General features: G+C 42.4%; 13 protein-coding genes and 1 riboswitch. Of the genes, 5 read left to right on the top strand and 8 right to left on the bottom strand.

Annotated features, from left to right (window positions below; genetic code table 11):
* Positions 1 to 80: 80 nt before the first annotated feature.
* From ACRYKC_RS06295 to ACRYKC_RS06280, 4 genes are all read right to left on the bottom strand, one after another.
* Positions 81 to 1316: a GNAT family N-acetyltransferase gene (locus tag ACRYKC_RS06295; protein ID WP_433805886.1), complete on the bottom strand. Its 1236-nt coding sequence runs from the start codon at positions 1314 to 1316 to the stop codon at positions 81 to 83.
* A 170-nt stretch (positions 1317 to 1486) separates the two neighbouring features.
* A complete protein-coding gene (locus ACRYKC_RS06290) occupies positions 1487 to 2581 on the bottom strand; it encodes an ABC transporter substrate-binding protein (protein WP_433805885.1) in 1095 nt (364 codons plus the stop codon).
* Between the two features lie 20 nt (positions 2582 to 2601).
* A complete protein-coding gene (locus tag ACRYKC_RS06285; RefSeq protein WP_433805884.1) occupies positions 2602 to 3375 on the bottom strand; it encodes an ABC transporter ATP-binding protein in 774 nt (257 codons plus the stop codon).
* A gap of 21 nt (positions 3376 to 3396) precedes the next feature.
* Positions 3397 to 4218, bottom strand: a complete 822-nt coding sequence (locus tag ACRYKC_RS06280; protein ID WP_433805883.1) for an ABC transporter permease — start codon at positions 4216 to 4218, stop codon at positions 3397 to 3399.
* Positions 4219 to 4366: 148 nt separating this feature from the next.
* Here ACRYKC_RS06280 and ACRYKC_RS06275 point away from each other — a divergent pair, with 148 nt between their 5' ends.
* Both ACRYKC_RS06275 and ACRYKC_RS06270 read left to right on the top strand, forming a co-directional pair.
* Positions 4367 to 5500 (top strand): zinc-dependent alcohol dehydrogenase, encoded by a 1134-nt coding sequence (locus ACRYKC_RS06275; protein WP_433805882.1) that lies wholly within the window; start codon positions 4367 to 4369, stop codon positions 5498 to 5500.
* A 347-nt stretch (positions 5501 to 5847) separates the two neighbouring features.
* The gene (locus ACRYKC_RS06270) at positions 5848 to 6654 is read left to right on the top strand and encodes a CAP domain-containing protein (protein ID WP_433805881.1); all 807 of its coding nucleotides are present in this window, start codon (positions 5848 to 5850) and stop codon (positions 6652 to 6654) included.
* Between the two features lie 101 nt (positions 6655 to 6755).
* Here the strand turns inward: ACRYKC_RS06270 and ACRYKC_RS06265 are convergent, their stop codons facing one another.
* Entirely contained in the window at positions 6756 to 7817 is a 1062-nt protein-coding gene (locus tag ACRYKC_RS06265) for a PLL family lectin (RefSeq protein WP_433806180.1), read from the bottom strand.
* A 230-nt stretch (positions 7818 to 8047) separates the two neighbouring features.
* Between ACRYKC_RS06265 and ACRYKC_RS06260 the strand changes: the two genes are divergently transcribed.
* Entirely contained in the window at positions 8048 to 8674 is a 627-nt protein-coding gene (locus ACRYKC_RS06260) for a superoxide dismutase family protein (RefSeq protein ID WP_433805880.1), read from the top strand.
* A 170-nt stretch (positions 8675 to 8844) separates the two neighbouring features.
* On the opposite strand, the gene ACRYKC_RS06255 is transcribed toward ACRYKC_RS06260, so the two are convergent.
* Positions 8845 to 8991 carry a GH32 C-terminal domain-containing protein gene (locus ACRYKC_RS06255; protein ID WP_433806179.1) on the bottom strand — a complete coding sequence of 49 codons (147 nt, stop codon included), beginning with the start codon at positions 8989 to 8991 and terminating at the stop codon, positions 8845 to 8847.
* 549 nt (positions 8992 to 9540) lie between these two features.
* Here ACRYKC_RS06255 and ACRYKC_RS06250 point away from each other — a divergent pair.
* The gene (locus tag ACRYKC_RS06250) at positions 9541 to 9972 is read left to right on the top strand and encodes a YndM family protein (protein WP_433805879.1); all 432 of its coding nucleotides are present in this window, start codon (positions 9541 to 9543) and stop codon (positions 9970 to 9972) included.
* A 49-nt stretch (positions 9973 to 10021) separates the two neighbouring features.
* Here the strand turns inward: ACRYKC_RS06250 and ACRYKC_RS06245 are convergent, their stop codons facing one another.
* Complete coding sequence (locus ACRYKC_RS06245; protein ID WP_433805878.1) at positions 10022 to 10369, bottom strand: YidH family protein; 348 nt, start codon at positions 10367 to 10369, stop codon at positions 10022 to 10024.
* A 95-nt stretch (positions 10370 to 10464) separates the two neighbouring features.
* Complete coding sequence (locus tag ACRYKC_RS06240) at positions 10465 to 11514, bottom strand: homocysteine S-methyltransferase family protein (RefSeq protein WP_433805877.1); 1050 nt, start codon at positions 11512 to 11514, stop codon at positions 10465 to 10467.
* Between the two features lie 82 nt (positions 11515 to 11596).
* Positions 11597 to 11709, bottom strand: a riboswitch (SAM riboswitch).
* 270 nt (positions 11710 to 11979) lie between these two features.
* On the opposite strand from ACRYKC_RS06240, the gene ACRYKC_RS06235 reads away from it, so the two are divergent.
* A complete protein-coding gene (locus tag ACRYKC_RS06235; RefSeq protein WP_433805876.1) occupies positions 11980 to 12243 on the top strand; it encodes a hypothetical protein in 264 nt (87 codons plus the stop codon).
* Positions 12244 to 12295: the final 52 nt, after the last annotated feature.

Genomic DNA, 12295 nt, shown 5'->3' with positions numbered 1-12295 from the left:
GAATTTTATTCGCACTACGAGCGTATAATGAAACGCTCATAAAAGAGACCGCTGAATGATTCAGCGGTCTTTGTGTATGCTCAGAAAAAAGTCCAGCATTGAGGTTTTGTTGGATTGTGAAATAATCGATTAGCCTTTTCAAGGTACTGCTCACCCGCCACTTTTACATAGCCGCCATTAATCAGTCCTTCGAGAGTTACACTCCCCATCATAAGGGAGGAAAATTCAGCAATTCCGATATGAATATCGATGTCCGATCCATCTTCAACAAAACTAGGATAACCCTTTGTATATTGGTACACGTAATAATCTTCTTCATCCATAAACGTATCGGTAATCTTCCAGCCGATCTTAACCGTTTCATTTCCGAATGAATGTGACTCCACAGCCTTCATAAACATAGGAACATCGACGATTCGATACATCAAGCCATGTCCCTGTTCACTTGTCTTATGGTAAATACGATACAACAACTCTTTATCTGTGTGACATGGATCTTGCAGTAAAAAGGAAAATTGCTCATTAAACGTTGGCATTTTAATAGAACGCACTTGGTCCTTTTGGATATGTAAGTAATGAATGAGAGATTGATAAGCCTCTTGAGAAGTCGTGATGAAATCAATTACGTATAAATCATTTTGGAGAAAATGATCGCCTGGCTGCTGGTGAAATTGGTAGACAAGATACCCTTCTACCTGCCCGTTTCTCTTATAGCCAACGGCATGATAGTCTTCTAAGTCCAGGAATTTGAATTCATAATGGGCTTTTTCACACGCTCCATGAGTTTGGTTTGCCCATCTGTGATAACACTTCTTGACCTCTTCTTTATCATTCTCTTTTAAAACAGAGACGGGATCCACAGTTGGGAATGGTGGAAGTTGAGAGGGGTGAAACCGGAACGTGTGAAGTGCTGGCCCCAAGCCAAAGCCCATTTTCCGATAAAAGGACGGTTGGAATGGATACAATTGTACAAATGGTCTTTTTTGCTCGCGTGCGTCCTCAATAAACCTTTGAATGATGGCTTTCGCATGTCCCTGTTTTTTATACGGTAAATCAACCGCCACCGTCCCGATACCTGCTGCAGGAATTTTTTGCTGATACAAACTCAGCATATGCTGGTATTCTATATAGCCTCCTATCATATCACCATTTTCATAAACACCGATATGTCGGATGTTTTCTTCTTGATTCATCTTCTCCCTGTGCTCTTGATAGCGTTCCTTATCTTCCTTTGAATCTAACTTCATACCGGGATAACAGCGGCTGGATATCTCCGTAAATGCTTTAAAGTCTTTCATTTCTTCAAATCTTCTCATTTTCTGAACTCCTTCCTGACCTTAATCACTTCTCCCTTTGGATTATACATCAAAACTTCCGTATTCTGTCACCTCAGGTCATCCAGAATCTGGATGACCTGAGGTGACAGAATTTTACATCATACAAGCATATAAATACCGCCTTTCCTTTATAGAAAGGCGGTGGCTTATTATTTGTATTCTCCTAGTACTTCAACGGCTTTTTCGGTCATTGACGTGTCTATAGCTTTGTCAAAATCAAGTTCCCCTCGAATGGCGTTGTTCTCCTTATACATGTCATACTGCTTCTTAATGTCCTCGATGAACATCTCGCCATTCGGATCGAGACCTGTCACGGATACTTTCTCCCATATCGTTGGATCCTTCAAGGCTGTGTGTTTGGTCATAATCTCAATAATTTCATCTTTACCTTTATCCTTAACAAATGCATCATTGTAGTCGCGGACACCTTTCAAATAAGCAGCCATAAATCTTAACGACACATCCGTCTCTTCATTGATAAATGATGGAGAACCAAGCACCATCGCTATTTGGGCTTCTGGAGCAAAGTCGGTTGCATCACCGAAGCGCTTATGAAGTCCCTCTTGCTCCCCTTGAGTAATGAGTGGTTCAATTTGTAAAGCTGCATCAATGGAACCATTCCCCATCGCTGCAAGCATATTCCCGAAATCAGACATCAGAACAAACTCGACATCCTCTTCAGTTAACCCTGCGTGTTCAAGCATTCGCTGGAAAATGTAATCATCTACAGCATTTCTCGAAGAAACGGCAATTCGCTTTCCTTCAAAGTCTTCATAGGATTGAATTTCCTCTTCTAAATCTTCACGTATTACGAAGGAGAAATAGGATTTTCCATCAAAGTAGTGCCCTTTATCCGCTATAATCTTCACATCAATTCCTTGGGCAATCGCATTGAAGAAAGAGGCAGTAGATACTCCTCCCGCAATGTCGACTTCACCTGCAGCCAAAGCCGGCAGCATGTCGTCACTGTTCGCAAACTGAGTGAACTTCACCTCTATATTGTACTCCTCAAAATATCCTTTTTCCTTCGCGATATAAAATCCAGCTCCTGAAGCTGCCCCGTCTTCAGCAATGACGACGGTCGTCTTTTTCTCCAATGGAGCTAGATCACCGCTAGGGTTATCTTCGCTGACCTCACCATCAGCCGGGGTATCTTTTTGGTCTGAATCCCCAGAATTGCATCCGCTTAGCACTACCCCAAATAAAAACAAAGGAATGAGAAATAGCAGATAAGCTTTTTTCATCATCATGGTCTCCTTTCTTCCTAAGCACGTGACCCTTGCACTTCATCCTGGAGGTGTTTCCAAACTTGAACGAAACGGTCTGCCATATCGGGGTCCGCTCTCACTTCCTCCATCTTTCTCGGTCTTGGCATATCGACCACCAATTCTTCTACGATTTTCCCAGGTTGAGAGCTCATTAATAAAATGCGATCACTCAAAAGCAGGGCTTCATCGATGCTATGCGTAATGAAAAGCACAGTTTTTTTCGTTTCTGACCAAATGTTCAACAATTCCTCTTGCAGAATAAATTTGTTTTGCTCATCTAATGCAGCGAATGGTTCATCCATTAGGAGAATCTCCGGATCATTCGCAAATGCTCTTGCAATACTGACACGCTGCTTCATCCCTCCAGAAAGTTCTTTTGGATAAAGTTTGGCAAACCGATCTAATCCTACCTTCGATAAATAATACTCAGTCCGTTCTTTTACAAAAGCTTTAGGTAAATGACGCATTTTAAGTCCAAATGCTACGTTCTCTTCTACCGTCAGCCAAGGAATGACCCCGCGCTCTTGAAAAACCATGGACTGCAACGGTCGATCCTTCTCTCCACGAGTGATGGTAAAATCCCCGATACTCTTACTCTCCAAATCTGCCAGGATCCTAAGCAATGTCGTTTTTCCGCAACCGCTCGGACCAAGGATACAGACAAATTCGCCATCCTTAATATCCATGTTTATGTCTTGAAGGGCTGTCACACTGCTTCCTTTTTTATAAAAAACTTTCGTCAAACCACGAATCGAAATTTTAGTATCCATATACTCACCTCCAATCCGTCATTATTTCCAGGGCAATAATTTTGTCTGAAATCCACGTAATATGAGAGAAAAGAGGTAACCAAAAAAGGAAATCAACACAAGCCCGACATACATTTCCTGTAGTAAGAAGGCTTTGTATGATGTCCAGATCAAAAATCCGATTCCAGAATTAGCTCCCATCATTTCTGCGGCTACAATCGTTAATAGTGCAATCGCCTGCCCCATCTGAATGCCTTCAATCATGACAGGCAGGGATCCTGGAAGAGCAATTTTAAAGAAATAGTCCCGTGAATTTGCTCCATAATTTTTAGCGACATCTAAGTAAATCCGATCAATGTTAACAACACCCGCCACCGTATTAATAATGACCGGAAAGAATACACTTCCAGCGATCGTAACGATTTTAGACACTTCACCTACACCGAATAAAATAAGGATAATCGGCAATAACGCCAAAGTCGGTATAGGCATCAAGGCCATAATCAACGGAGAAAAGAAATGTCTCAAAGGAGAATAAAGCCCCATTAATAATCCGAGAATGATTGCCGGAATGACACCTAGCAAAAATCCAGCAAAAATACGGAATAAAGAAATTCCGATGTGATCAAATAATTCTCCACTGGTTCCCATAAAAAGAAATGTTCCTACGATTTCCGTAGGCGGCGGGAAAAACCTGGCGTCGACTAAGCCTGTGCGTGACAGGAATTCCCAGAGAATTAAGATAAAAATCGGCGATGATATGGTCAGCAGCTGTTTAAGCCTGTTTTTAAGCTGACGATTTTTCCATTCTTCTTGTTCAATTGTAAAAGGATCGCGGACACGATTTTGTCCTTTATTGTTCATGCTTCACCACCTCTATTGCCAATCATATGTGCGGGTGCCTAAAAGTGTGAAAGCACGCTGTTAAGAAGGAATAGTGGAATGATATAAGTTTAAATCTACCAAATAAAGGAATTATACTACTATACTATCAACAAAGGATGTGACCATAATGAAAGGTGTCACTTTTCAAGGCAAAGAAAAAATGGCTGTAAAAGAAGTCGAAACCCCTTCTATTCAAGAAAATAACGATATGATTGTTAAAATAACAGCAAGTGGAATATGTGGATCAGACCTGCACCTATATAAAGGTGGAATTGAACCGAAAGAAGATTACGTAGTCGGTCACGAACCAATGGGAATCGTCGAAGAAGTCGGTCCAGATGTGAAGACATTGAAAAAAGGAGACCGTGTGGTAATTCCATTCAACATCGGCTGCGGAGAATGTTTCTTTTGTAAAAACCAGATGGAAAGCCAATGTGATGAGTCCAACCCTCACGGTGAGGTAGGAGGTTTATTCGGTTTTACGGAAATCAACGGCGGCTATCCAGGCGGTCAGGCCGAATACTTACGCGTTCCTTATGCTGATTTCACCTCTTTCAAGGTTCCGGAATCAAGTGAGCTCGATGACGAAAGTGTCCTTTTCTTATCAGATGTGATTCCGACAGCTTACTGGAGCGTCCAACATAGCGGAGTGAAAAAAGGAGATACTGTTATTATTCTCGGGAGCGGACCGATCGGCCTCATGGCCCAGAAGTTTGCCAAACTGAAAGGTGCTGAGCGCGTCATTGCTGTCGACCAGGTCGACCATCGACTGGATCATGCAAAACGTACAAACCAAACGGAAATCTTCAATTTCAAAGAACATGAAGATATCGGTTCCCTATTACATGAGAATACAAAAGGGGGGGCTGATGTAGTCATTGACTGTGTTGGGATGGACGGCACGGTTCCTCCAGATGAATCGTTTGGGTCGGAGTTTGATAATCAGTTCGGTACGATCAGTCCAATTAAGACTGCTTCACAGGCAGTCAGAAAGTTCGGTACGGTCCAATTGACAGGTGTTTACGGAACAGAGGCGAACGGTTTCCCATTAGGGGATTTCTTCACTCGTAACGTTTCCTTGCAAATGGGGCAGGCTCCTGTGATTCACCTCATGCCGGAGCTTTATGACATGATTGAAAACAAAGAGTTCGATCCTACAGATATCATCACCCATAGTATGAATCTTGAGGATGCTGCAAAAGGGTACGACATTTTTGATAAAAAAGAAGATGGAAATATTAAGGTGATTTTAAAACCATAATTTAAAAATGCCTCGTCCATTTGGATGAGGCATTTCTTTGTTAATCTCTATGAAACTTTGTAACACCGGTGTCACACATGTAAAAAAACCGAGCGATCTCAAAACCTGTCAATATCGAAATACTGGTAATATTTATTAATAGATGAAAATTTCGCTTCCACAATTCTATTATTCCCACTTTTCTAAATCTCACAAAAAATATAGAAGTGGCGCACATATCCTCTTTTACTTCTCTATTTCCTCATTGCTTCTCCTCTTACACTTCCAAATTCATCCTCAAATATTACGAGATTCCAATGATAGGATGAAGTTGTTGAAAAAACAAACTTTTTCAAGGAGGAGTTTTCATGAAAGGCAAATCATTATTCGTAACAGGAGCGCTTGCTCTATCTTTACTAGCGGCGCCGGCTACTTCTCTAGCATCTTCAGGAGATAGCCAAACTTTTAAAGTCGAACAAAAGAACATCCAAATAGATAGCGTGATGGACTGGGTTGCTGAAAATGAAGAAGCGCTGAAGAGTCAAAACTTCCAGCAAGTTGATATTCAAGCTCTTCTAGAGCAGTTCCAAGTCCAGCCGGCTAAGCCAGAGCCGAAGCCTGCTCCAGCTGAACCACAGCAAGAGCAGCCAAAGCAAGAACAACCTAAGCAGGAAGAACCTAAAGTAGAAGAACCTAAGCAAGAGCAGCCAGCAGAAGCTAAACCTGCTCCTGAAGCGCAGCCACAACAAGAAGAGGCAGCGCCTAAAGAGGAAAACACTCAGGATGTGAGCTCAGAAGTATCTGCTTTTGAACAAAAAGTTGTTGAATTGACGAACGAAGAGCGTGCGAAGCAAGGACTTCAGCCGCTAGAACTAGATACAGAACTTAGCGCAGTAGCCAAAGACAAATCCTTAGATATGCAAAACAACAACTACTTCTCTCATAACAGTCCAACTTATGGTTCTCCATTCGATATGATGAAGCAATACGGCATTGACTACCGTACAGCTGGCGAGAACATTGCCATGGGACAAACTTCTCCTGAGCAAGTAGTAGAAGGCTGGATGAACAGTGATGGTCACCGTAAAAATATCATGAACCCTAACTTCACTCACATTGGCGTTGGACATGCTGAGAATGGAAACTACTGGACTCAAATGTTCATCGGTAAATAATAGCTAGCTAATAAACCATTAACCCGTCAGGACTTTTTCTGACGGGTTTCTTAATTCCAAATAAAACCCACCGGAACCCTTCATCCGGTGGGTAATTTAAGTTATGAATACCATTTATGCCATAGATGATCGTTTCTTCCCCTAACAAAACAATCAATACGATTTTGCCCCCATGAGACCGCTCCTGGCGAAGAACGCACTCCGCCTTGTGGAGCCCCGAGGTCTTCCCAATTGCTCCAGCGTGAACCATTCCACCATTTGTGCCACATCTGGTTATTGCTGCCGCGTACAAACGTATCGATACGATTCCTTGCCCAGGAGGCTGCCGCAGGAGCTCCATCAAATCCTCCTCCAGGGGCACCGAGATCCTCCCAATTGCTCCAGCGTGAACCGTTCCACCACTTATGCCACATCCGGTCATTACGCCCTTTTACGAAACAATCAATACGGTTTGGGCCCCAGGAAACCGACCCTGGTGAACTTCTCACGCCACCGCTTGGTGCCCCAAGATTTTCCCATTCTCTCCATCTTGAGCCATCCCACCATTTATGCCACAGATTATTGTCATCCCCTCGAACAAAGCAATCCAAACGATTGGACTGCCAGGAAGCAACGGTCGGGGAGCCTTCAAACCCTCGTGGAGGTGAGCCAAGATCTTCCCAATCACTCCACCGTGAACCGTTCCACCACTTGTGCCACATACGATCATTATTTCCTCTTACAAACGCATCAATGCGATTTTGTCCCCATGATACGGCTCCTGGTGAACTTCTCACTCCTCCACGTGGTGCTCCGAGATCTTCCCACTCCCTCCATCTTGAACCGTCCCACCACTTATGCCACATGCGGTTATCATTTCCACGCACGAAACAGTCCAGTCTATTTTGCTGCCATGAGGATACAGCCGGGGAACCTGTGAAGCCTCTCGGCGGTGTACCTAGATCTTCCCAACGTTTCCAGCTTGCTCGCCAGTCCTTGGGCCCATACTGCGCATTAACTGTCTGTTGAATATAATACGGATAAGATTGAGGAAAATAGTACGCCTGACGATAAGGGTCATAACCGTACGGTGCTGTCGGATAATAATTCCTATTATATCCATAAGGATCATAGTAACCATATGGGTATACAAACGGACCTCCTGGATATCTTTGCTGATACATCACTTCTCCACCTCCTTATTACTCTTCATACCAATTTATGCATATCCATCAATGAAAATGTCCACACCCTCTGGCCTCTTGAGACTGGTTCTCCTCATAGAAGATCAACTTCTTTTGACCTGAACCAGAAGGAGTACACTTAGGAACATGGATTGAGTTTTACATAGAAAGGTTTATCGCTCTACAAACACGTGGAAAACTCTGTAAAAAATAAGAAGGGAGAAATAATGATGAAACGTTGGAGACTAATGGTTTTCCCATTATTGCTAGTGCTTATCCTGGTTGCATGTGGATCGACGGAGGAGGGTACCGGAGGTTCAGAAAATGAAGAAGAAAATACCAGCCAGGAAGAAGAATCAACGACAGGCGAAGAAAATCAAGAACAGACAGATTCAGAAACACCTCCTGAGACCATCACTGTACAGTTAAAAGATAGCGATGGTAAAGAAGTAGGAACAGCTGAACTTGAACAGGAAGACCAAGGAGTAGATATCAATTTAGTCGCCTCCTCTTTACCGGAAGGAATGCATGGTTTCCATATTCATGAAAATGGTTCCTGTGAAGCTCCTGACTTCAAATCTGCTGGTGGTCACTTTAATCCCACCGATGTTAGTCACGGGACAGAATCGGAAGACGGACCACACGCTGGCGATCTCCCGAATATTGAGGCAGGTAAAGAAGGTTCCGTTCAAAAAGAAATAACTGCAGATCAAGTCACCTTGAAAAAAGGAGAGAAAAACTCCTTAGTAAAAGTAGGAGGTACGGCTCTTGTCATTCACTCAAAAGCTGATGATAACAAGTCTCAGCCGTCAGGGGATGCAGGCGAACGAATCGCATGTGGAGTCATTAAAAAATAATTACTTATTTGATATCCAGAAAAAGTGCCTGGCTAGAATATTAACCAGGTACTTTTTTTCTCCCATATCAAATCCAATTCATAAAACTTCTATGGACTTGCTGGTTACATCTCCATTTGTACAAACTTCAAGACGATTACTTTGTGTTGATGAAAAGATTTGTTTTGCCATCACTTGCCCTCCGTTATTTGCGAATGTTCTATCGAGGAGTGATCAACAAAGAGATGCAGTTTTACTGTTTCATTTATTACAGGTGCCAGATGATACCCCTCCTGAAAACTCTTGTTAGAAAAAGGTCTTTCCTGAGTTAAGTCAATCTGTGAAAATTAAATCGTTTTTAGCGCGTAACCGACAATCGTTTCCTAGTTATTTTTCTCGGAACTTCGGACTTTTTTACGAATAAATCCCTCTAATACCCAATTTTAAATTCAGACACAATTTCTATGTCTGTTTGTTGAAGTCTTTGATCTGTTTGTGGATCATTATCTTCTAGCGATTTCAGATTTGCTGTCCTTAAAAATCCCGTGAAGATGACTCAAGAGCTCAGACGGTGAGAGAACAGCATACTTTTCCTCACGAAGACATGAGCTTACCTCCAAAGATTTCCTTCTTTTAGTAGCAGCGCTTCAAACCAATTATAACTCGGCCAGTCAAAATCCACGGTATCTGCAGCCAGGAGTGCGGACGCAGGTCGCTGCGGAGGTTCTGACGCTTTCTAAAATGTAGGGCTCTCTTTTGAAAGTGTGTTTTTTTATTGGTTATTTTGCCCACGATCAGAAAAATCATCACACTTATTGTAAATAAAAAGTAAAGCAGGTATAGTTTATTCCTCTCTGCAAATGATAGGAGAGCAGGAGGTGTTCTATGTGGATCACTTGAAATTAATTGCTATGAAATTTTTGTTCAGTTTAGTTATCCTTGCGATCATCTTAGGCGCAGGATTTGATGTATCGTTTGGTAACGTCTTTCTAATCACTATAGTGTTGGTAGCACTTTCCTATGCACTTGGTGATTTGATGTTACTATCGCGATCCAGTAATACAACAGCAACGATTGCGGATTTTGTACTTGCTTTTGCTGTTATCTACTTTATGACAGATGCACTGACCGTAGGAGATAATGTTTTTTCAGCGACACTCATTTCAACGATTTCGCTGACCATTTTCGAATATTTCTTCCACCAGTCCGTAGCAAGAAACTTGGATGGTGAAGAAGAAAGAAAAGGAAATGTGAATCCTACGCCTCAGCTAAGTACTGAAGCATCTGAAGAGCTTTACCCTTATGATGAAGAAGAATAACTGAACAAAAAAACCGAGAAAACAATAAACTGTTTTCTCGGTTTTCTGCTTACACAAAGGTGAGATAAGCGGAAACGAGTATGACGAGCAAAATGACGACAGCAGTCATAAATACAATGATTCTGTGTGAGGACACAAAACGGCTTTCATTAATATTACGCCTTGTCTGATAATAATTGATAGTTGCACCAACGATCGTCATGACACCTAGAAACAACGATGCAATGCTGACAAGGATGGCCAGATCTTCTCCGAAACGGCTCATTTGCTGGGCCCCATTAATGTGAAGCGTTGTCGCTAAAAATCCTACACCGACAAGAGCAATAGCAGTTCGAATCCAGGCAAGATACGTCCGCTCATTCGCTAAATGCTGCTGAATCAGTTTTTGTTCATCCATTTTTTCCATAGCCCGTCCTCACCTCTTTTACGAATCGTTCTTTCTTTCAGTTTATCACGTATGAAGAACTCGTATCCGTAAAACGCTCATATGAGCTAAGCTTTCGTACGGTATTCCCTGTTATGTTGTTGCAATGTTTCGTCTGTACCGAACAAGAAGTGCTTTTTCATGTCAGGAGAATACGTCGAGTTAACAGTTTCTCTGCCAACCGTTTCCGCAACTTCTCTAAGCATGCTCGGCGAGGCACCACAGCAAAGTCCAAAGTAATTGACGCCTGTCTCTTTCGCTTCTTTTGCCCACTCAGCAAGCTCATAGCGGTTGCAATACAATGGATCCAAAGAAGTAGGGAAAGTTGTCTCTGTTGGAAGTGAACAAGAACAGCCGCCATCCGGCAAGTTAAAGAAGGTTGGATGTTCTTCAGTTGTGCGGTACGGAATAGGCAGGGCCCCTACATAGCCTTTTACCTCTTCTCTAATCTTTTCGATATAAGGCTGCATCGTAGCAGGACCGCGGAAGCAGTTCATGCCAACAACAAGAGCCCCTTGTTCTTCTAAAAGACGACACGCCTCTTCAACGGTATAGCCATCTCTTAATATATTCTCACTCATCAATCCAAGCGTAATGACTGCAGTCAGTCCTTGCTTCTGAATTTCCTCTAGGGCGATTTTCGCTTCTTCATAGTAATAAAAGGTCTCTCCGTTAACGAAGTCTACGCCTTCTTCCTTACACCAGCCAGTCATTTCCCTGAAAATTTCTCTTACTGCCGCTTTTGAATCTTCATCTTCTGGATTGAAAAGGTTCGTATTGGAAACGTTCCCAGCCACGAGCGCTTCTTCTTCTGGATGCTCCTGGGCTACCTCTTTGGCTAATCGGATCGCCTGGCGGTTCAACGGTTCAAGTAGATCCTCCTTACCGATGATCCTCATCTTTTCTCTGTGGCCATTATACGTAAAGGCTAGTACAACATCTGAACCAGCCAGCATATAGTCTCGATATGTCTGCTTTAACGCTTGAGGGTTATCCAGCGCTACCTCTGGCACAAATGATCCAGCCTGTAAATATCCTCGTCTTTCCAATTCAAATAAGTATCCTTCCCCGCACACAACGGGCCCATCCTGTAATCGTTCTTCTAATGTACGTTTCATCCTCAGCCGCACCTTTCTTTTTTAATAATGAAAAACCCTTCTTCCCGGCAAAAGGAAGAAGGGTTTGAATTCTCGGTTCTTCCTCTTATCTGCCAGATGAATACATCTGTAGGAATTGGCACCTTTTTCAAACAAAAAGCTTGAAAGGTTGCCGGGCATCACAGGGCCTAGTCCCTCCGCCACTCAAAATAAGAGAATCATGATTCTATTTTTGACTTGCTAGAAATTATAGAATCCATACCCTTGTTCTGTCAATGATAATTTTCAGTGAATTTAGAAATGAATGACGAATTGGTTTTGTTCACAGATTCTTAACAAATTTGGTCATCCCTTGATAGATCTAGGACTGTGACTTTTTTTCTTTTTTATATCAAAAAAAAGCCTATGAACTTCTTGCAATCCGTCTGAATATTCCGTAAAATCAATCATAATTTATAAATATCAACTAACAAGGAAGTGTTCGTGATGCAAACCAAAACAGTGAGTAAGCTATACAACGTCTGTCCTCTATGTCACGGAACTGGAAAATATGAAGAATATGATGATCATAAAGCCAACATGCTTGGGGATCACTATCAGCGTGTCAATCATGCCAATGAAATAGCGGCGTGGAAAATGGCCGTTGAAGAAACGAGCTATACGAAAGAATGCACGAAATGTCACGGTAATGGTCATGTACTGAATGATGAAGGTCAGCGTATGTATAAAATGCTTAAGCAATATGCATGAGCAAAAGAGTAAGCTCCTTGGGGGCACAACCTGGAGTGAATGACTTTATAAT

Source organism: Halobacillus sp. A1-3, assembly GCF_050971765.1.
Lineage (GTDB): Bacteria > Bacillota > Bacilli > Bacillales > Halobacillaceae > Halobacillus > Halobacillus mangrovi_B.
Note: the sequence above shows the minus strand (reverse complement) of the source record. Positions and strands in the feature narration are given on the sequence as shown.